This is a genomic window from Duganella sp. SG902, assembly GCF_013376005.1.
GTDB lineage: Bacteria > Pseudomonadota > Gammaproteobacteria > Burkholderiales > Burkholderiaceae_D > Rugamonas.
Genome location: NZ_JABMJK010000031.1, coordinates 1 through 20,462, shown reverse-complemented (window position 1 = coordinate 20,462; position 20,462 = coordinate 1). Strand labels below are relative to the sequence as shown.

Annotated in this window: 17 protein-coding genes; 6 read left to right on the top strand and 11 right to left on the bottom strand. The window is 62.8% G+C overall.

The features are described 5' to 3' along the window. Nucleotides 1-125: 125 nt before the first annotated feature. Both FHW83_RS30165 and FHW83_RS30160 read right to left on the bottom strand, forming a co-directional pair. On the bottom strand, nt 126-320 hold the full coding sequence (locus tag FHW83_RS30165) for a YqaE/Pmp3 family membrane protein (protein WP_176650061.1): 195 nt from the start codon (nt 318-320) through the stop codon (nt 126-128). Nucleotides 321-438: 118 nt separating this feature from the next. Beyond that, nucleotides 439-639, bottom strand: coding sequence for a hypothetical protein (locus tag FHW83_RS30160; protein ID WP_176650060.1), 201 nt, complete (start codon nt 637-639; stop codon nt 439-441). Nucleotides 640-833: 194 nt separating this feature from the next. On the opposite strand from FHW83_RS30160, the gene FHW83_RS30155 reads away from it, so the two are divergent. Further along, complete coding sequence (locus FHW83_RS30155; RefSeq protein ID WP_176650059.1) at nt 834-2,402, top strand: family 43 glycosylhydrolase; 1,569 nt, start codon at nt 834-836, stop codon at nt 2,400-2,402. On the opposite strand, the gene FHW83_RS30150 is transcribed toward FHW83_RS30155, so the two are convergent. Both FHW83_RS30150 and FHW83_RS30145 read right to left on the bottom strand, forming a co-directional pair. Next, nucleotides 2,399-3,820: a M20/M25/M40 family metallo-hydrolase gene (locus tag FHW83_RS30150; RefSeq protein WP_176650058.1), complete on the bottom strand. Its 1,422-nt coding sequence runs from the start codon at nt 3,818-3,820 to the stop codon at nt 2,399-2,401. The two genes, FHW83_RS30155 and FHW83_RS30150, sit on opposite strands and share 4 nt — an antisense overlap. A 14-nt stretch (nt 3,821-3,834) precedes the next feature. After that, nucleotides 3,835-5,667 carry an ABC transporter ATP-binding protein/permease gene (locus FHW83_RS30145; RefSeq protein WP_176650057.1) on the bottom strand — a complete coding sequence of 611 codons (1,833 nt, stop codon included), beginning with the start codon at nt 5,665-5,667 and terminating at the stop codon, nt 3,835-3,837. A gap of 61 nt (nt 5,668-5,728) precedes the next feature. On the opposite strand from FHW83_RS30145, the gene FHW83_RS30140 reads away from it, so the two are divergent. Genes FHW83_RS30140 through FHW83_RS30130 form a run of 3 tightly spaced genes read left to right on the top strand, consistent with a single transcriptional unit; the run spans nt 5,729 to nt 8,101 of the window. Next, nucleotides 5,729-6,175 (top strand): acyl-CoA thioesterase, encoded by a 447-nt coding sequence (locus FHW83_RS30140; protein ID WP_176650056.1) that lies wholly within the window; start codon nt 5,729-5,731, stop codon nt 6,173-6,175. Nucleotides 6,176-6,201: 26 nt separating this feature from the next. After that, complete coding sequence (locus tag FHW83_RS30135; RefSeq protein ID WP_176650055.1) at nt 6,202-7,779, top strand: alkaline phosphatase; 1,578 nt, start codon at nt 6,202-6,204, stop codon at nt 7,777-7,779. 43 nt (nt 7,780-7,822) lie between these two features. After that, nucleotides 7,823-8,101 (top strand): hypothetical protein, encoded by a 279-nt coding sequence (locus FHW83_RS30130; protein WP_176650054.1) that lies wholly within the window; start codon nt 7,823-7,825, stop codon nt 8,099-8,101. On the opposite strand, the gene FHW83_RS30125 is transcribed toward FHW83_RS30130, so the two are convergent. The 4 genes from FHW83_RS30125 to FHW83_RS30110 all read right to left on the bottom strand — a co-directional run bounded on the left by FHW83_RS30125 (nt 8,098) and on the right by FHW83_RS30110 (nt 14,843). Continuing rightward, nucleotides 8,098-9,768, bottom strand: coding sequence for a long-chain fatty acid--CoA ligase (locus FHW83_RS30125; RefSeq protein ID WP_176650053.1), 1,671 nt, complete (start codon nt 9,766-9,768; stop codon nt 8,098-8,100). The genes FHW83_RS30130 and FHW83_RS30125 overlap by 4 nt on opposite strands. A 2-nt stretch (nt 9,769-9,770) precedes the next feature. After that, entirely contained in the window at nt 9,771-11,462 is a 1,692-nt protein-coding gene (locus tag FHW83_RS30120; RefSeq protein WP_176650052.1) for a long-chain fatty acid--CoA ligase, read from the bottom strand. 165 nt (nt 11,463-11,627) lie between these two features. Then, nucleotides 11,628-12,734 (bottom strand): aminopeptidase, encoded by a 1,107-nt coding sequence (locus FHW83_RS30115; RefSeq protein ID WP_229224425.1) that lies wholly within the window; start codon nt 12,732-12,734, stop codon nt 11,628-11,630. Between the two features lie 30 nt (nt 12,735-12,764). Then, nucleotides 12,765-14,843 carry a molybdopterin-dependent oxidoreductase gene (locus FHW83_RS30110; protein WP_176650050.1) on the bottom strand — a complete coding sequence of 693 codons (2,079 nt, stop codon included), beginning with the start codon at nt 14,841-14,843 and terminating at the stop codon, nt 12,765-12,767. A gap of 126 nt (nt 14,844-14,969) precedes the next feature. Here FHW83_RS30110 and FHW83_RS30105 point away from each other — a divergent pair, with 126 nt between their 5' ends. Continuing rightward, nucleotides 14,970-16,163 (top strand): M20 aminoacylase family protein, encoded by a 1,194-nt coding sequence (locus FHW83_RS30105; RefSeq protein WP_176650049.1) that lies wholly within the window; start codon nt 14,970-14,972, stop codon nt 16,161-16,163. Here the strand turns inward: FHW83_RS30105 and FHW83_RS30100 are convergent. Beyond that, nucleotides 16,155-17,051 (bottom strand): NAD(P)-dependent oxidoreductase, encoded by an 897-nt coding sequence (locus tag FHW83_RS30100; RefSeq protein WP_255490571.1) that lies wholly within the window; start codon nt 17,049-17,051, stop codon nt 16,155-16,157. The two genes, FHW83_RS30105 and FHW83_RS30100, sit on opposite strands and share 9 nt — an antisense overlap. A 93-nt stretch (nt 17,052-17,144) precedes the next feature. Here FHW83_RS30100 and FHW83_RS30095 point away from each other — a divergent pair, with 93 nt between their 5' ends. Further along, nucleotides 17,145-17,690, top strand: a complete 546-nt coding sequence (locus FHW83_RS30095; protein ID WP_176650048.1) for an acyloxyacyl hydrolase — start codon at nt 17,145-17,147, stop codon at nt 17,688-17,690. Nucleotides 17,691-17,811: 121 nt separating this feature from the next. Here the strand turns inward: FHW83_RS30095 and FHW83_RS30090 are convergent, their stop codons facing one another. Then, on the bottom strand, nt 17,812-19,035 hold the full coding sequence (locus FHW83_RS30090) for a murein L,D-transpeptidase family protein (RefSeq protein ID WP_176650047.1): 1,224 nt from the start codon (nt 19,033-19,035) through the stop codon (nt 17,812-17,814). Further along, nucleotides 19,035-20,270 (bottom strand): tetratricopeptide repeat protein, encoded by a 1,236-nt coding sequence (locus tag FHW83_RS30085; protein WP_229224424.1) that lies wholly within the window; start codon nt 20,268-20,270, stop codon nt 19,035-19,037. The genes FHW83_RS30090 and FHW83_RS30085 overlap by 1 nt, the downstream gene beginning before the upstream one ends. Nucleotides 20,271-20,462 lie beyond the last annotated feature (192 nt).

Here is a 20,462-nt window from a genome sequence, read left to right as displayed (position 1 = left end):
AACGCCCGATGCAGTTCATCGGGCGTCTTTGCTGGAGCTTAATTAACGGGTAACGAAAAAGGCGGTTACCCGTCAACTTATTCCAGGACTAGTCAATGTTAGCCATTCTCAGCGGAAGCGCCAAACTAATTTCGCCGGCCAAGCGCGCGCTCAATTTTTTGATCAGTCTTGAATTGGCTCAAGGAATATACGGCCCAAATAGTCGCTGGCAACCAGCCAATCAGAGTGATCTGCAAAATGAGGCAGATAATTCCAGCGATGGGACGGCCAATGGTGAAGAAAGTCAGCCAAGGTAAGATCAGTGCAATGATAAGACGCATTCGATATTTCTCTCTCAATGCCCCTGTTGCGCGGGGCGCCGCCTGGACGTATGTCGATGACACTAGCGTAAGCTCGTCGCAGCATCAAAAGTCAACCTGAAAGTGCGACTGCATTCTATCAAAACCAAGTCCGCTTCCCCTCAGGCTTGGCACCCAGCTCCCTCAGCCTGCGCCGCAAACGGGCGTTGTCGAAGAGCGCACCCACCAGCGCAATCAACACAATAATGTTGATTGCGTCGCTGCCGAAGAGCCTGAAAAACAGCGCCGCACCGCCAGCGCAAAGCAAGCCGGTGACCAACAACGCCACGTTATCTTTCATTTGCACCTCCACCAAAGTTAAAGCTCGTGTGAGCGGAGGGTAGTCCGCAAAAACATAATGCGCTTTGCGGGGAATCATAGCAAGCGGGCGGGACGGTTGTGTGGAATCATTACGCCGATTGGCGGTTTTCGTAATTGCGATGGCGTACCCGCTGATGCACCATCTCGGGATAATTATGCTCGGATGGAGATGACATGACTGCTACGCGGCGCACTGCGCTGAAGACTTTGCTCGCAGGCGCCGCCGTGGCGCCACAACTGGTGCACGCGGCGCCGGAACCGAAATGGGGACGCGGCATCGAAGGCCAGCGCAAGGCCGATCTGGGCAACGGCACCTTCCTCAACCCCATCCTCGCCGGCGACCACCCAGACCCCACCATCCTCAAGGACGGCGACGATTACTACATGACGTTTTCGTCCTTCCTGTCCTACCCCGGCGTCATCATCTGGCATTCGCAGGACCTGGTGAACTGGCAGCCAATCGGCCCCGCCCTCACCAAGCCGCTCGGCAGCATCTGGGCCATGGACCTGATCAAGCACAATGGCCGCTACTTCATCTACATCCCCGCCGGCGACAGCATCTACGTGATCTGGGCCGATAACATCAAAGGCCCGTGGAGCGATCCGATCGACCTCAAGATCCAGGGCGCCATCGATCCCGGCCACGCGGTCGGCGAGGACGGCAAGCGCTATCTGTTCGTCAACGGCGTGCGCCGCATCGGCCTGACCGACGACGGCCTGGCCACCGTCGGTCAGCTGGAGAAAGTCTACGAGCCATGGCGCTACCCAGCCGACTGGGTGGTCGAGATGTTCGCCCCCGAAGGCCCCAAGCTGCTCAAGCGCGGCGAATGGTTCTACCTGGTGATGGCGGTCGGCGGCACCTCCGGCCCGCCGACCAGCCACATGGTGATCGCGGCCCGTTCGCGCTCCATCCACGGCCCGTGGGAAAACCACCCACAAAATCCGCTGGTGCGCACCAAAAGCGCCGATGAGAAATGGTGGTCGCGCGGCCACGCGACGCTGGTCGAAGGCCCTGCAGGCGACTGGTGGATGATCTACCACGGCTATGAGAACGGCTACCGCACGCTGGGTCGCCAATGCCTGCTCGAACCGATCGAGTGGACCAAGGACGGCTGGTTCAAGGCCAAGGGCGGCGACCTGTCCTCGCCACTGCCGATGCCGAAGAAAGGCAAGGCCGTGCAACACAACTTCGCCAAGTCGGACGATTTCAAGACGCTGAAATTCGGCGTGCAGTGGAGCTTCTTCAATCCAGGTCCGGATGAGATGAAGCGCGTGCAGCATACGCCCGGCGTGCTGGCGATCAAAGGCAAAGGCACCTCGCCGGTCGACTCGTCGCCGCTGACCTTCATCACCGGCGACCGCGCCTACGAGGCCACCATCACGCTGGACATCGGCGCTGACGCTGAAGGCGGCCTGCTGCTGCATTACAACGAGCGTGCCTATGTCGGCATCGGCTTCACGCCAACACACATGAAGACCTTCGCGCACTCGCAGGAGCAAAGCTGGATGCGGGAGAAGATGGATGTCTCCACCGTCCATATCCGCGTGAGGAACGACCGCCACGTCGTGACGTTCCATTACTCGCTGGACGGGAAGAACTGGGTGCAGCACTCGTGGCAGATGGAGGTCTCCGGCCTGCACCACAACGTGTTTGGCGGTTTCCTCAGCCTGCAACCCGGCGTCTACTGCGCGGGTGCAGGCACGGTGAAACTGCGCGATTTCAAATATCGCGCACTGGCTTAAATCTGCTCCGCGTAGACCTTCACCAGTTCGTGAAGGAATACACGGCCTTCCATCAGCGACTGCACGCCGATGTATTCATTCAGGCCGTGGATGTTGCCCAGATCCGGGGTCAGGAAGATGCCGCTGATGCCGTAGGTCGGAATGCCGGCCGCGTTGAGGAACTGGCCATCGGTGGCGCCGGACTGCAGGATCGGCATCACCGGCACGCCGGGCCACATCTTCGCGGTCAGCTTCTCCACTGGCTCCATGATGGCGCGCGTCAGCACTGGCGGCGCCGAATTCTCGCCGCGAATCTCCAGCGTTTCCACCTTCACAGCGGGGTCGTCGATCGCCTTCACCAGCGCCTGGCGCACCGTCTCTTGCGAGACGCCAGGGAAGATGCGGCAGTTGACGTTGGCGCGTGCGCGCTGCGGCAGCGCATTGGTGGCGTGGCCGCCGTCCAGCATCGTCGCCACGCAGGTGGTGTGCAGCATGGCAGCCCAGCTGGCGTCCGCGTTCGATACCGTCTCTACCGCCTTCGCATCCTGCGGATCTTTCACCACGGCCTTCATCGCATCCGCGATCTCTTTGTGACCCGCGTCCAGCTGGATCTTGGCCATCGCATTCAGATAGCCCTTGCTGCCATCGGTCAGCTGGATCGGGAACTCATAGCCCTGCACCTTCGACAGCGCGCCCGCCAGGTGGTAAATGGCGTTGTCCTTCACAGGGCGTGAGCTATGGCCGCCGCGATTCACCACTTCCAGGCGGTAGTTCTGCGCCACCTTCTCGCCCGCCTGCACCGTCATCGAGACGCGCTTGCCGGCAGCATTCAACTCGCCGCCGGCGCCTTCATTCAGCGCATAGGCGGCGTCGATCAGCTCACGGCGATTCTTGGTCAGCCACTCGGCGCCATTGAAGGCGCCGGCCGTCTCCTCGCCGCAGGTCAGCGCCATCTTCAGCGTGTGACGCGGCTTGTAGCCCTCCTGCTTGAAGCGGATCAGCGAATCGGCCCAGATGGCCGCCTGCGCCTTGTCGTCCACCACGCCGCGCGCGTAGAACTTGCCGTCTTCCTCGACCAGCGTGAACGGATCGCGCGTCCAGTCTTCGCGCTTGGCTTCCACCACGTCGATGTGCGCCAGCAGCAGGATGGCTTTGGCCTTCGGATCGCGGCCCGGTAGTACGGCCACCAGGCCGCCTTCTTTCGGATGATCCGGCGCCGTGAAGATGTGCAGGTCCGACTCAGGATAGCCGGCCGCCTTCATGCGCGCGGCGATGCGCTCGGCCGCCAGCGTGCAGCTGCCGGACGACAGCGTGGTATTGGTTTCGACCAGCTCTTTGTACAGGGCGCGGAACTGCGGTTCGGTTGGATCGGCGGCGTAAGCACTTTGTACGCATGCCAGCATGGCGGTGACTGCACCCAGAACAAAACGAGACTTCATGGTCGATCCCTTTATTAAACTATATTCACAATGTCTTCTTCGTCAGTCCTTGCTTGCTGACGCTCCCACATTTGAGCATACAGTCCGTCCGCTGCCAATAGCGATTGATGCGTGCCGCGCTCCACGATGCGGCCGTGATCCAGCACGATGATCTGCTGCGCATCGGCCACCGTGGACAGGCGGTGCGCGATCACCATGGTGGTGCGCGTGCGCGAGATTTCCTTCAACTGCGCCTGGATCGCCTGCTCCGCCTTCGAGTCCAGTGCCGACGTGGCTTCGTCGAAAATCAGGATGGCGGGATTCTTCAGCAGCGTGCGCGCGATCGCTACGCGCTGCTTCTCGCCGCCGGAGAGTTTCAGGCCGCGTTCACCCACCATGGTCTGGTAACCGTCCGGCAGGCTGTCGATGAAATCGTGGATCGATGCGGCACGCGCGGCGGCCACGATCTCCTCGTGCGAGGCGCCCGGCTTGCCGTAGGCGATGTTGTATTCGATGGTGTCGTTGAACAGCACCGTATCCTGCGGCACGATGCCGATGGCATGGCGCACCGAGTCCTGCGTCAGCGAGCGCAGATCCTGGCCGTCGATGGTGATGCTGCCCGCGTTCACCTCGTAGAAGCGGAACAGCAGGCGCGATAAGGTGGACTTGCCGGAACCGCTGTGCCCCACCACCGCCGTGGTGGTGCCGGGCGCGATGGTGAAATCCACATCGAACAGGATCTGCCGCTTCGGATCGTAGCTGAAGTCCACATGGCTGAAGCGCACTTGCGCGCCGTGCGTGACCAGCGGACGCGCGTCCGGCGTATCGGCGATTTCCCGATTCTGGTCCAGCAGCGAGAACAGCTTCTCCATGTCGGCCAGGCTTTGCTTGATTTCGCGGTAGATCACGCCGAGGAAATTCAGCGGGATGTACAGCTGGATCATGAAGGCGTTGACCAGCACCAGATCGCCCAGCGTCATCTTGCCTTCGATGACGCCCACCGTGGCGCGCCACAAGATCAAGGTGACGGCAATCGCGATAATCATCGACTGACCGGTGTTCAGCAGCGACAGGGAAGTCTGTGATTTGACGGCCGCGCTTTCGTAGCGCTGCAGGCCCTCGTCGTAGCGCTTGGCCTCGTACTCCTCGTTGCCGAAGTACTTCACCGTTTCGTAATTGAGCAGCGAGTCGATGGCCTTGGTGTTGGCCTTGGAATCCAGCTCGTTCATGGTGCGGCGGAAGTGCGTGCGCCAGTTGGTGATGATGATGGTGAAGCTGATGTAGGACACCAGCGCCACAAAGGTAATCACCGAGAACCAGATATCGTAGTGCGTGACCAGATAGCCCAGCACCAGCGTGATCTCGACCAGTGTCGGCAGGATGTTGAACAGGGTGTACGAAATCAGCGAACCGACAGCACGCGTGCCGCGTTCGATATCGCGCGTCATGCCGCCGGTCTGGCGGTTCAGGTGGAAGCGCAGCGACAGCGCGTGCAGATGGCGGAACACTTTCAGCGCGATGGTGCGCACCGCGCGCTGCGTCACCCGCGCGAACAGGAACTCGCGCAGCTCGGTGAACAGGGTGGTCGACACGCGCAGCACGCCATACGCCACCAGTGCGCCCAGCGGCAGCACCAGCAGCGCCTGTGGATGCGACGGCGTGATGGTCAGTGAATCGATCAGCTTCTTCATCACCACCGGCACGCCGACGTTGGCCAGCTTGGCGCCGACCAGGCAGCCCAGCGCCAGCAGCACGCGCCATTTGTAGACCCATAAATATGGGATGAGGGTTTTAATTGTCGCGGTATCGCTGCGGGAAGGAGCGGTGGTGCTGGCGGGAGCTGGCGGGGAATCGGCGTAACGGCGCATGGCGGATATTGGCTTTTTATGGTTCAATCCCGATAATTGTAGCCCCAGAAGAGAAATCACGATGACCACGCCCCAAAATCCCGTCCCCAACGTCAACACCGTCAACCGCGGCCTGCCCGCCGGGAAGATGCCGGAACTGCGCATGATGCCCGCGCCGTCCGACGCCAATGTGTACGGCGACGTATTCGGCGGCTGGATCATGGCGCAGGTGGACATCGCCGGTTCGCTGCCGGCCACGCGCCGCGCCAACGGCCGCGTCGCCACCATCGCGGTGAACTCCTTCGTGTTCAAGAACCCGGTGTTCGTGGGCGACCTGCTGTCGTTTTATGCTGATATTGTCAAGGTTGGCAATACGTCCATTACCGTGCAGGTGGAGGTGTACGCCGAGCGCAACCGCCTGCAGACCAATACCGTGAAGGTGACCGAGGCCACCCTGACCTACGTCGCCACCGACTCCGACCGCAAGCCACGCAAAGTGCCGTCGATCGAAACGCTGATCGGCGCCTGAGCCCTCGCGGCCAGCGCCCCCGTTGCATGGATGACCAGCGCCGCATCTTCCTCGCCACCGCCAGCCGCCTTGGGGCGCTGGCCGCGCTCACCAGCGCCAGCGCAACCGGACGCGCGCAAAACCGCGACGGCGGCCATGCCTACCCGTTCAGCCTTGGCGTAGCTTCCGGCTCGCCGCTGCCGGACGCCGTCATCATCTGGACCCGCATCCTGCACGATCCGCTCAACGCCGCCGCCACGCCGCGGCTGGCCTTCAGCGTGCGCTGGGAGATGGCCGAGGACGAGCAGTTCCGCCGCATCGTCGCCAAAGGCGCCGCCAGCGCCGCGCCAGAACTGGCGCACAGCGTGCACGTCGACGTCACCGGCCTGCGGCCCGACCGCTGGTACTGGTATCGCTTCATGCTGGGCGACGCCGTCAGCCCGGTAGGCCGCACGCGCACCGTGCCCGCCGCAAGCGGCATGCCCAAACAACTCAAGCTGGCGGTCGCCTCCTGCCAGCACTGGGAGTTCGGCACCTACGCCGCGCACCGCCACATCGCGGCCGCCGCGCCCGATCTGGTGGCCTTCCTGGGCGATTACATCTACGAGTGGGGGCCATACCAGCTGCGCCACCCAAAAAGCGCTGTGCGGGCCTCCGAGAGCTTCACGCTGGCCGATTACCGCGCCCGCTACGCCCAGTACAAAACCGACGCCAACCTGCAAGCCGCGCACCATGCCGCGCCATGGATCGTCACCTGGGACGACCACGAAGTGGCCAACGATTACGGCAACGAACAGGACGAACGTCTCGACCCGCGCTTCCTGCAACGGCGGGCCGCCGCCTACCAGGCTTTCTACGAGCACATGCCGCTGCGCCTGACACCGCGCGACTTCGCCCACCTGCGCATCTACCAGCGCTACGACTGGGGCAAGCTGGCACGCTTCCACGTGCTGGACGATCGCCAGTACCGCGCGGATCTGGCCTGCCCGCCGCCGGGCCGTGGCGGCTCCAATTCCGTCCAGCCGCGCACCTGCCCGGCGCTGACGGACCTAGGCCGCGGCATGCTGGGCAGGGAGCAGGAGCAATGGCTGGCGCAAGGCCTGTCCTCGTCGCCGGCGCGCTGGAACATCCTGGCCCAGCAAACGCTGATGGCGCAGAACAGCCAGTTGCCGGTCGTGAAGGAAGGCGACGGCCGTTTCTGGACCGACGGCTGGGACGGCTACCCGGCGGCGCGCCGGAAATTGATGGACACCCTGCACACCAGCCGCGCCAGCAATCCGCTGGTGCTGTCCGGCGACGTCCATAGCTTCTTCGCGTGCGAACTGGCGCGCAATCCATCGCGGCCGGCCTCGCCCGACAACCCGCTGCTGGCCACGGAATTCTGCGGCACTTCGATCACCTCGCCCTCGCGCCCGCAAACCCGTACCGAGCAGTATGTATCGATGAACCACGGCATCAAATATGGCCGCAGCGACAAGCGCGGCTACATGCTGCTGACGATCACGCCGTCCGACACCAGCGCGCATTTTCTTGTGCTGGACAACGTGCATGACGACGCCAGCCCCATAGCGCGCGCCGCCGCCTTCGTGGTGCGCGATGGCCGGGCGGGCCCGGTCCGCGCTTGAATCGGCGCGGCCAGGTTCTATACTGGCTTGCAGGGGGTGGCGTATGTTGAAAGTGTCTGAGGATGAAATCGCGCACGAGCTTGATCGTTACCTGCATCAAGCGCTGACGCAAACCGTGGTGGTGGAAAAAGCCGACCGGACATCGGTGGTCGTGCTGTCGCTAGCCGAATTCGAACGGCTACAGGAAGTGGACGATCAGCATTGGGCTGAAGCCGTCCGCAAGGCCAACGTGGAAGGGTATCTCGATCACGAGCGCGAGGTACGCACCCGTCTGGCTACCGCCATGCGAGCCCGCAGGCTCGCATGTATCCGAAAGCCTTAAGCGGCGGCTTTCTCGTCGCGCAGCTGGCGGCGCAGGATTTTGCCGACGTTGGTTTTCGGCAGCTCATCGCGGAATTCGATGTACTTGGGCTTCTTGTAGGCGGTCAGCTCGTGCTTGCAGAAGTCCAGCACCTGCTCGGCGGTCAGGTTCGGATCCTTGCGCACGATGAACAGCTTGACGGCCTCGCCGGAGTTCTTGTCCGGCACGCCGATGCACGCCACTTCCAGCACGCCCGGATGCGCCGCCACCACGCCCTCCACCTCGTTCGGATAGACGTTGAAGCCGGACACGATGATCATGTCCTTCTTGCGGTCGACGATCTTGGTGAAGCCGTTCTCGTCCATCACGCCAACGTCGCCGGTCTTGAAGAAGCCATCCGGGGTCATCGACTTGGCGGTCTCTTCCGGACGGTTCCAGTAGCCTGCCATCACCTGCGGGCCGCGAATGGCGATCTCGCCTGTCGAGCCCAGCGGCAGCGGATTGCCGTCGTCATCCAGGATCGCCACTTCGGTCGACGGGATCGGCAGGCCGATGGTGCCGGTGAATTCCTTGATGTCGATGCGGTTGGCGGTGGCCACCGGCGAGGTCTCGGACAAGCCGTAGCCCTCGATGATCGGTGTGCCGGTCACCTGCAACCAGCGCTCGGCCACGCTCTTCTGCACCGCCATGCCGCCGCCGTTGCACAGCTTGTAGGACGAGAAGTCCAGCTTGGCGAAATCGGGATTGTTCAGCAGCGCGTTGTACAGCGTGTTCACCGCCGGCAGCACCGTCACCTTGTACTTGGACAGTTCCTTCACAAAGCCCGGAATGTCGCGGGGGTTCGGAATCAGCAGGCTCAAGCCGCCGGTACGGATGCTCATGAAGGCGCTGATGGTCAGCGAGTAGATGTGGTACAGCGGCAGCGCGCTGACGAACACCATCTGTTCGCCGCCGCTCTTCATTTGCAGCCACGCCTCGTTTTGCAGCACGTTCGAAATCACGTTACGGTGCAGCAGGATGGCGCCCTTCGAGACGCCGGTGGTGCCGCCCGTGTACTGCAGGAAGGCGATGTCGTCATGGCCCAGCTTGACCGGCTGCAGCGTCATGCCAGAACCTTCCGCCAGCACCTTCTTGAACGAGACCGCGCCCGGCAGCGAATACGCCGGCACCATCTTCTTCACATTGCGCACCACGAAATTGACGATCGCGCCTTTCAGCCCGCCCAGCAGGTCGCCCATGGTGGCCACGACCACATGCTTGACCGGGGTTTGCGCCAGCACCTGCTGCACCGTGGTGGCGAAGTTTTCCAGCACGATGATGGCCTCGGCGCCGGAGTCCACCAGCTGGTGCTGCAACTCGCGCGGGGTGTACAACGGATTGACGTTGACCACCGTGTAGCCGGCGCGCAGCACGGCCGCCATGGCGACCGGATATTGCAGCACGTTCGGCATCATGATGGCGATGCGCGCGCCGGCTGGCAGGCCCTTGCCCTGCAGCCAGGCGCCCATTTTCGCGGACAGTTGATCCAGCTCGCCGTAGGTCATGAACTTGTCCATGCACACGAAGGCGTTGCGGTCAGCGTACTTGCGGAAGGACTCTTCCAGCAAATGGGTGACCGAGCGGTATTGGGTGTTATCAATCTCCGCTGGTACGCCTTCGGGGTACGACTTCAGCCAAATCTTTTCCATCTTCATGCAGCCTTTTTCTTGTCGCCGGTTGGTTCGTCGCGCAGCATGCGGCGCAGGATCTTCCCGACATTGGTTTTTGGTAGCTCCTCGCGGAACTCAATGTATTTCGGCTTTTTATAGCCGGTCAGTTGTTCTTTGCAGTAGGCCATCAGGTCCGCTTCGCTCAGGTTCGGGTCCTTGCGCACCACGAACACCTTGACCGCCTCGCCCGAGTGCTCGTCCGGCACGCCGATCGCCGCGCATTCCAGCACGCCCGGATGGGCGGCGATCACGCCCTCCAGCTCGTTCGGATAGACGTTGAAGCCGGACACCAGGATCATGTCCTTCTTGCGGTCGACGATCTTCACGAAGCCGCGCTCGTCCATCACGCCGACGTCGCCCGATTTGAAGTAGCCATCAGGCGTCATCACCTTGGCCGTTTCATCGGGACGGTTCCAGTAGCCCGCCATCACCTGCGGACCGCGAATCGCGATCTCGCCGGCCGTGCCGAGCGGGACTTCCTTGCCATCGTCATCCAGGATGGCGATGTCGGTCGACGGCACCGGCAAGCCGATGGTGGCGGTGAACTCCTTGCTGTCGGCGCGGTTGCAGGTGGCCACCGGCGAGGTCTCGGACAAGCCGTAGCCCTCGATGATGGACACGCCGGTCACCTTCAGCCAGCGGTCGTTGACGGCCTGCTGGACCGCCATGCCGCCGCCGTTGCAGATCTTCAGCGCCGAGAAATCCAGATGCGCGAAGTCCGGATGGTTCAGCAGCGCGTTGTACAACGTGTTCACCGCCGGCAGCATGTTGAACTTGTACTTCGCCAGCTCCTTGATGAAGCCGCCGATGTCGCGCGGATTCGGGATCAGGATGTTCAACGCCCCCACGCGCGTGCCCCACATCGCGCACGCCGTCAGCGCGAAGATGTGATACAGCGGCAGCGCGCACACGATGGTCACCTGCTCGCTCGAGCCGCCCAGCGCCGGCTGCGACCACGCCTCGCTTTGCAGCAGGTTGGCCACGATATTCTTGTGCGTCAGCGTCGCGCCTTTCGACACGCCGGTGGTGCCGCCGGTGTATTGCAGGAAGGCCGGATCGCTGTCCTTCAGCTGCACCGGCGTCAGCTTCATGCCGCCGCCCTGCGACAGCGCATCCTTGAAGCGCACCGCGTTCGGCAGCGAGAACGCCGGCACCAGCTTCTTCACGCTGCGCACCACGAAGTTCACCAGCATGCCCTTGAGGCCGCCGAGCATCTCGCCCATGCTGGCCACCACGATATGCTTGACCTGGGTCTTGCCCAGCACTTGTTCCAGCGTGGTGGCGAAGTTCTCCAGGATGATGATCGCTTCCGCGCCGGCGTCGTTCAGCTGGTGCTCCAGCTCGCGCGGCGTGTACAACGGATTGACGTTGACCACGGTGTAGCCCGCGCGCAGGATCGCGGCGATCGCGATCGGATACTGCAGCACGTTGGGCATCATGATGGCCACGCGCGCACCCGGCTTCAGGCCACGGCTTTGCAGCCAGGCGCCGAGGCGCTTGGAATGGGCGTCGACTTCGGCATAGGTGAGGAACTTGTCCATGCAGACATACGCGTTGCGGCTGGCATATTTATGGAACGACTCCTCCAGCAACTGCACCAGCGAACGGTACTGACTCGTATCGATCTCGGTCTGCATGCCGGGCGGATACGATTTCAACCAGATTTTCTCCATCCTGTGCCTCTTGTCTCGAATATTTATCGTTGTAAGGCCGGCGCACAGAGCCGGTCAGGGAGCTTGCTGATGACGCGATGCTATCGGGCAGCACGCCCGTACGCAAGCGCATTTAACCATAATTAGAACAGAGGTTCTAACGGCTTTTCATGCCGCAACGCAGCATCAGTGCGCGCCTTCGCCGTTTGGTTGCGCTCCCTTGCCGCCTTCGGCGTTGAGCAACGGCGGGCGGCCCAAGAGCTCCAACTGCTGTCGACGTTGACCTACATCAAGAGTCGCTATTTTTTGCACTGCGCCATAAAACCGAACGAACGTTCGTTCCTGTTTCAGCAGCGCGCGGAAGGCGGGCAGAAAATCGTGGTAAGTTCCCACCGCGCTGAGGTGCGCGTTGGTCAACGGCTCGGCAAACCAGCGGTCATAACCGGCGTAGCCGCCCCAGCTTTCCTTGAGCCTGGCGTAGTCCGATTTGAGGTGGGCGAAGATGCGGGCCTTCTCGGCCCGCTTGTGGCGGGTGCTGGTCTTGCCGGCGTACAGGTCGGCCAGCATTTTGCGGTGGCGCACCAGCAGCGCCAGGAAGTCCTGGCGGCGCGCGTTGTAGCGCGTGTACGCTTCGCGCATCGGATCGGTGCCGTACAGCTCCAGCCAGCGCGCCACGCCGGCCTCCTCCACCGCAGTGGCGAAGCCTTCGTTGAACTGCGAATCGCCCTGCACGTACACCACCTGGTGCGCCAGTTCGTGGAACACCATGCGCGCCAGTTCGGCGTCGGAATAATTGATGAAGGTGGACAGCAGCGGATCGCTGAACCAGCCCAGCGTGGAATAGGCCGGCACGCCGCCCACCTGCACGTCGTTGCGCTCCTTGCGCAATTCGTCGGCGTAGGCCATGGCGTCTTCCTTGCTGTAGTAGCCGCGATAGCTGACGCAGCCCGCGATCGGGAAGCACCACTGGATCGGGCGCAGCGACAACTCCGGGGTCGCCACCACATTCCACAGCACGAAGGGGCGCGACAGCGCGGCGTAGTTCTTGTAGCTGGCGTTGTCGGGCAGGCCCAGTTCCTTGACCGCGAATTTGCGGATCAACATGGCTTTTTCGAGACGCGCCTTCAGTTGGGGATCGGTGGTGGGATCGCCCAGCCAGTCTTCAATCGGACGCGCGTCCGACCACAACGCATACTGGCCTTGCGCGGCCTGCATGTAGTACTTGAATTGCGCGCAACCGGCCAGCATCGCGGCGGCGCACGCCGGCACCAGCCAGAACCTGGCGCGGAGCATTTGGCGTGCAATATTGCGCATACATTACCTTCAAGCGGAGACCTTCTCAACTTGAACCAGTGTATCGTAAAAAGTCGGCGCGCGGCCCATATCTGTCAGCTGTTGGCTGGTAACCTCATTGGCGTTTTTACCATCCGTGGCTAGCTTTTTCCACCACACTGACAAGCCGACAACGAGACCGGCGCGCGCCTTGTCCGTCACGCGCGCCTTGGCCACGAAGGAGCCGCGGTCATTGAAGATGCGCACCATGTCGCCGTTGGCGATGCCGCGCGCCGCGCTGTCGTCCGGATGGATGTCGAGATGCGGCTCGCCCTCCGCCGAACGCAGGCTTTTCACGTTGACGAAAGTGGAGTTGAGGAAGTTGCGCGCCGGCGGAGAAATCATCGCCAGCGGATAACGCTTCGCCAACTCCGGATTGCTGGCCACCGATTCGTAGGGCGGCAGATAGGTGGGAAGCGGATCGAGTCCATCCTTCTCCATCTGCGCCGAATAGAACTCGCACTTGCCGGACGGCGTATGGAAACCGCCCTGCGCGAACGGCGCCGCCGGCATGTTCAACTTCTGCCAGCCCTTCCGCTTCAAGGCTTCCCAATCGAAGCCGATCGCGCGCACGTCCTGCGCGTTGAACGCTTGCGCCGCCAGTTCGTCATCGGACTCCTTGAAGCAGTCGTCGTCAAAGCCCATGCGCGCCGCCAGCAGGCGGAAGATCTCGGTGTTCGGCTTGGCCTCGCCCATCGGCGCGATGGCGGCGTTATTGGCCATCATGTACAGGTGGCCGTAGGAGGTGTGCGCGTCCACGTGTTCCAGCTGCGTGGTGGCGGGCAGCACGATGTCGGCGTAGTCCGCGGTATCGGTCTGGAACTGCTCCAGCACCACCGTGAACAAATCCTCACGCATGAAACCGCGCATCACCTTGTCCGAATCCGGCGCGATCGCCAATGGGTTCGAGTTGTAGACGATGACCGCTTCCACCCGCGGGCCAAACTCCTGCGAGGCAGGCCGCAGCAGGTCGTCGCCGATGGTGGTCATGTTGATCGTGCGCGGGATCTTCTTCAGCAAATCCGTGCGCTGCAGCCAGGGCTTGTTGGTCGGGAAGGAGCCGCTGGACGACAGCTGCACGCCGCCGGCCGGATGGCGCCACGCGCCCACCAGCGCCGGCAGGCAGGCGATATTGCGCACCGCCATGCCGCCGCCGCGCACACGCTGCACGCCGTAGTTGGTGCGGATCGCCACCGGCTCGCCGGCCTTGGCCATGCCGCCGTACAGGCGCGCCAGGTCGACCACCTCCTCCACCGTGATGCCGCAGGTTTCCGCCACGCGCTCCGGCGTCCATTCGGCCACGCGCTGCTTCAGTTGTTCAAAGCCCAGCGTGTACTGTGCGATGTAATCGTGATCAAGCAAGTCCTCCTTGATCAGCACATGCATCAGGCCCAGCGCCAGCGCGGCGTCGGTGCCCGGCAGCAGGGCGATGTGCTGGTGGCATTTCTCGGCCGTCAGCGAGCGGTAAGGATCGATGGCGATCAGCCTGGCGCCATTGCGCTTGGCTTCCTGCGCGCGGGTCCAGAAATGCAGGTTGGAGGCGATCGGATTGCCGCCCCAGATGATCAGCAGCTTGGAATTCTGGAACTGCTCCATGTCGGTGCCGATGGACGCGCCGACGGTGTATTTGTAGCCGGTGAAGCCGGCCGTCGCGCAAATCGTCCGATCCAGCAGCGACGCGCCGATCTTGTTGAAGAAGCGTGAAGACATGGACTCGCCCTGCACCAGCCCCATGGTGCCGCAGTAGCTGTACGGCAGGATGGCTTCCGGCGCGCGCGCGGCGATCGGCTTGAGTCGGGCCGCGATGGTGTCCAGCGCCTCGTCCCAGCTGATGCGCTCGAACTTGCCCTCGCCCTTCCTGCCCACGCGTTTCAGCGGATACAGCAGGCGGTCTTCGTGATAGGTGCGCTCGGTGTAGCGCGACACCTTGGTGCACAGCACGCCGGCCGTGGTCGGGTGGTCGGGATCGCCCTTGACCGCGGTGGCGACGCCGTCTTCCACCGTCACCAGCAGGGCGCAGGTGTCGGGGCAGTCGAGCGGGCAGGCTGCGCGGACTTGTGTGCTTGTCATGTCTGAAAAATCCAAAAAGCGTTGGTTCAAAGCAGTATCGTAAACCATTGCGTGCGCTCTGGCTTAACTCAGCGGACAAGGGCTACAATTGGAAAAATGGAAATAGCGGAATAGTGGAGAAGTAGCATGAAACTGGTTGATCCCATCATTGCATTTCAATCCGAGCTACAGGAGATCCGGCGCGACCTGCACGCCCATCCTGAGCTCTGCTATGAAGAACAACGCACCGCCGACGTGGTGGCCGCCAAGCTGACCGAGTGGGGCATCCCCGTGATCCGGGGCCTGGGCCTCACCGGCGTGGTCGGCGTCATCAAGCACGGCGGTTCCGGCCGTTCGATCGGCCTGCGCGCCGACATGGACGCCCTGCCGATGCAGGAGGTGAATACCTTCCCGCATGCTTCGGTTCATCCGGGCAAGATGCACGCCTGCGGCCACGACGGCCACACCGCCATGCTGCTGGGCGCGGCCAAGCACCTGGCCGAGCACCGCAACTTCGACGGCACCGTCTACCTGGTGTTCCAGCCGGCCGAGGAAGGCGGCGCCGGCGCCAAACGCATGATCGAGGACGGCCTGTTCGAGCAGTGCCCGATGGACGCCATCTACGGCATGCACAACTGGCCAGGCATCCCGGCCGGCCACATGAGCGTGTGCGAAGGCCCGCTGATGGCCTCCAGTAACGAGTTCTACGTCACCGTCAAGGGCAAGGGCGGGCATGCGGCCCAGCCGCACAAATGCATCGACCCGGTGATGATCGCGGTGCAGATCGCGCAAAGCTGGCAAACCATCATCAGCCGCCGCACCAGTCCACTGGACACGGCCGTGCTGTCGCTGACGCAGATCCAGGCCGGCACCGCCACCAACGTCATCCCGGACGAGGCGCGCATGGCCGGCACCGTGCGCACCCTGTCGTGGGACGTGCTGGACATGCTGGAAAAACAAATGGAACAAATCGCCGTGAACACGGCCGCCGCCTTTGACGCCGAAGTCGAATTCAAGTTCCGCCGCAACTACCCGCCGCTGATCAACCATCCGGAAGCGACCCGCTTCGCGGTGGAGGTGATGAAGGCCGTGGTCGGCGCCGACAAGGTGGACGACAAGACCGAACCGTCGATGGCGGCCGAGGACTTCGCTTACTTCCTGCAAGCCAGGCCCGGCTGCTACATCTTCATCGGCAATGGCGAGGGCGACCATCGCGCCGGCGGCCACGGCCTCGGCCCGTGCGTGCTGCACAACGGCAGCTACGACTTCAACGACAACCTGCTGCCGGTGGGCGCCAGCTTCTGGGTCAAGCTGGTGGAAGCCAGCCTGCCGCTAGCCTAGCTGGTCGGGGGCCGTGCCCACGCGCCGCCCCGGATTCAGCTGTTCGAGCCCGATCAGCGCGGCCGAGTGATCGGCCTGGGGGATGGTCTTGGCCAGCGTCATGTAGCGCGCCGTCACCAGTTCCGTCAACGGCAGCACGATGCCGGCAGCCTCCGCCGCCGCCAGGATGTTGCGCTGATCCTTCAACTGCGTGGCGACCTTGCCGCCGGCGACAAAATTCCGCTCCAGCATGCGCTGGCCATGCACCTCCAGGATCTTCGACTCGGCGAAGCCGCCGCGGATGGCCGCGCGCATCGCCGCCGGATCGGCGCCGGCCGCCTGCGCCAGCAACATGGCTTCCGCGACAATGTTAATAGTGGCGCCCACGATCAGCTGATTGCACAGCTTGGCCACCTGGCCGCTGCCGGCCGGGCCGACCAGCGTGGCGCGGCCCATGGCCGACAGCACCGGTTCGGCCTCGGCAAAATCCCGCTCGGCGCCGCCGGCCATGATGGCCAGCGTGCCGGCCGCCGCGCCGCCAACGCCGCCCGACACCGGCGCATCGATGAAGCGCCGCCCTGCCGCCTTCAGCTGCGCGTGGAAGGCTTGCGCTTCGGCCTGCTGGGTCGAGCTCATGTCGATCCAAAGCGCGTTCGGCGCCAGCGCCGGGAGGGCCGCGTCCAGCACCAATTGCACCGTGGGGCCGGCCTCCAGCATCGAGATCACCATGGCCGCGCCGCGCACCGCCTCCGGCAAGTCCGCGATGGCGCGCGCGCCGGCAACCGCCAGCGCCTGAGCCTTGGCATGGGTGCGATTCCAGACCGTGACTTGGTGGCCGGCCGCCAGCAGCCGGCGCACCATCGGCTCCCCCATCAAGCCTATGCCTAAGAAGGTAATTTGCGTAGACAATTTCGCTCCAAGAATTATTTTCCGAACCCCGGTACAATCACGGGTTAGCCGTATAACAATCGAAAAATACAGCACTCACATTGCAAGGATACTATGTTCACTAAAAAAATGATCGCGGCCGCGGCCGCCCTGGTCGTGACGCAAGCCGCGTTCGCGGATGACAAACTGATCGACTCCGTGTCGGTCGACGTCGGTGCCGGCGAGCACGTACAAATGGTGCGCTTCAACGCCGCCAAGGATTGGGACAACAAATGGTTCCAATCGAACGGCACCCATCTGGGCGGCTACTGGGAACTGAGCACCGGCATCTGGCAGGAAAACCGCTACAAGAACGTGGTCGGCGCCGAGCAGAAACTGTGGGACATCGGCTTCACCCCCGTGTTCCGCTTCCAGAACGACAACAAGAAAGGCATGTACTACGAAGGCGGCATCGGCGTGCACATGTTCTCCAAGCTGTACAACAACAGCGACAACCGCCTGTCGACCCACTTCCAGTTCGGCGACCACATCGCCGCCGGCTACGTGTTCGACAACAACTGGGAAGTAGCGCTGAAACTGCAGCACTTCTCGAACGGCGGCTACAAAAAACCGAACTCCGGCGTGAACTTCGTCGAGCTCAAAGCAGCCTACCACTTCTAAGTAAAAAATCGGGGTCAGGTCCTCCATTTCTACACGGCCTCAACAGCTGAACTGTTGAGGCCGTGTAGAAATGGAGGACCTGACCCCGAATCCGTAGAAATGGAGGACCTGACCCCGAATCTTATGAGACGTTGGATTCAGCGACGATCTTCCAGTTCTTGCCTTCCTTGGCCCAGTACTGTTTCTTGCGCACCGCGTGACGGAATTTGCCGATCACGATCTGCTGCGTGAAGTTGCTGACGATGACTTCCTCCTGACTCGGCTGGCGGAAGAAACTCGGATCGCTGACCGTCACGCTGATCTTCTTGGCGCTGGGGATGTAGCGGTTCTTGTCCAGCCAGGTATTGATATCCTCGTCCGCCGCCGACTTGAAGCGCGCGGAATATAGCGACTTGAGGCTGGCGTCATCGCGACTCTCCACATCCCGCCGCCAGGCCTCCACCAGCGAAGCCGCCTGGCGCAGATCCTTTTCCAGCTGTTCCTTGCTGACAAACTCAACCTGGTCGCCGATCAGGATCGGCGTCTTGCCGATTTCCACCGTGCGAGTCAGGTAGTTCAAATCGTCGTTGCTGACCACCACGCAGCCGTCGGTCGACAACGGCGGCCGGCTGAACGTTTCCGGCGGCGTGCCATGCACCCAGATGCCCGAGCCGCTGCGGCCATTGATCTTGTCCCAGTCGTTCGGATAGTCGAGCGGCAGCGCACCCTTGCCATACATGTCAGGCAGCTTGACGCCGGGCAGCCGGCCGATCAGGTAATACACGCCCACCGGCGTGCGCATATCGCCTTCCTTCAGCTTGTTGATGCCGAGCTTGCCCTGGCTGACGTAGAAGTCCTGCAGCAAACGCAGGCCGTCGTTGGTGTTCTCGTACAGATAAAGACGCGAATGCTTGGCATCGACGATCAACGCATGCCGCTGGTCCTTGCGCATTTGCAGCAGCGCGCGCGGCAGCAAGGTCGGCGCCGGACGCTCGGCCTGCAGGCGCACCGTCGCTTCGCGCCGCAGGTCGGCCAGCCTGGCTTCAGCGCCGGGCGGCACGGCCGCGCCCAGGCTGGTCACCGCGCGCGTATGCATCAACAGGATATCGCCGCGAATCAGGTGGCCCAGGCGGAAGTTGGGATACGCCTCCACCAGCAAATCGGCCTTCTTCTGCGCGGCGCCGAGATCATGCGCGGCCAACTCCTTGTAGATATCGTTGAGCAGTTCTTCCGGATTGGCTTTACGGGCGACCGGCGCCCGCGCCGGCTTTTTTGCGGCGTAGCTGAACTCCCCTCCCACCAGGCTGAGGAGAAGCGCACCAAGCACGCTGCCCGTGCGCCATTTGCGCAAAAATAAGTGTGACATCAGTTACCCGAAATTTCCTGCTTGATCTGCCATTTGCCGCCATTTTTGACCATCACGAGCGTCTTGCGGCTGCGTGCGGTCAGACGGTCGGACTCGTACGTCTGGCGGAAGTTGACCCTGGCCGTATTGCCGTTCACCGTGACCTCGGGCGCAGCCACCTCCACGCGGATGCGGCCCTTGCCTTCGATGCGGGCGCGGCGTTCATCCGCCCAAGCCTTGCGGCTGACGCCCTTGGGCGGCTCAAACTGCTGGGCATAGTAGTCGAGATAGGCATCGACGTTCTGCGAGGCCCAAGCCTTGGCCCAGCCATTCACTTGCGCCATCACCGCATCGCGCTCCGAGGTGTCGGGCTTGGCGGCGACTTTTTCTGACTCCGGCTTGGCTGGTTTGGGCGGCTCGGCCTTGACCGGCGTCGGCGTCGCTGGCGCCGGCACGGGTGCTACGGCAGCGACGACGACCGGTGTCGGCGCCGGCTTGGCCACGACGGGCGCCGGGACCGGCGCTGGAATCGGTCCCACCGCCGCCGCGACTTTGGGCGCGGCAGCTGGCGGAGGCGTCACCGACAAAGCCGGAATCTTCTGCGGGGCGTTGGTCTGGGCGACATTCCGCGGCGGCAGCGGCGAAATCAAAGGGGGCTGGGCGCTGGCGGCCGAACGCGCCGGCACCACGGCCGGAGCTGCGACAGGCACCGGCGCTGGCGAGGGGGCCTGCGCAACTGCGGTTTCCCCGCCAACGAACTTGCCGCCAGTGCTGGTCGAGAAGGTACGCAACATGGTCAGCTTGGACTTGGCCGGCACCGCCGTGGTCGTGCCTAAGGCCAGCGCCTTGTCATACGCCTGGCTGGCCATCTTGCCGTAGATGTCGCCCAGGTTTTCGTAGGCGGTCTGATAGCTCGGATTGGTGCGGATCGCCTTTTCCAGCGCCACCCGCGCCTTGTCGTACTGGCCATTGGCGGCATACAGCACGGCCAGGTTGTTGTATGGCTCCGGCAGATCCTTGTAATCCTCGGTCAACTTGGTGAAGACGGCGATCGCCTCTTCCGACTTGTTCTGTTCGGTCAGCAGCACGCCTTTCATGAACCGCATCTGCGGGTCGTTGGGACGTTTGCTCAGGTATTCATTGGTCTTGTTCAGGGCTTCGACGACTTTGCCTGCCTTGGCCAGCTTGCTGACATCGGCATAGTCGTCCGCACGGGCCGGCGCCCATGCCAGCAACGCAAATGCGCAGTACAGCATTGTTTGAGCTGTCTTATTTTTCATGAGATGTGAAGCTGGCGCGAAAGGACACATGGTACACCTTTCATTTCCACAGATCAAAACTCACTGTTGCGCCAAACGCAAAAAGGCCCGGTCACAGACCGGGCCTTCTCACTAATAACTAGCTTGACGATAACCTACTTTCACACTGGTTGCAGCACTATCATCGGC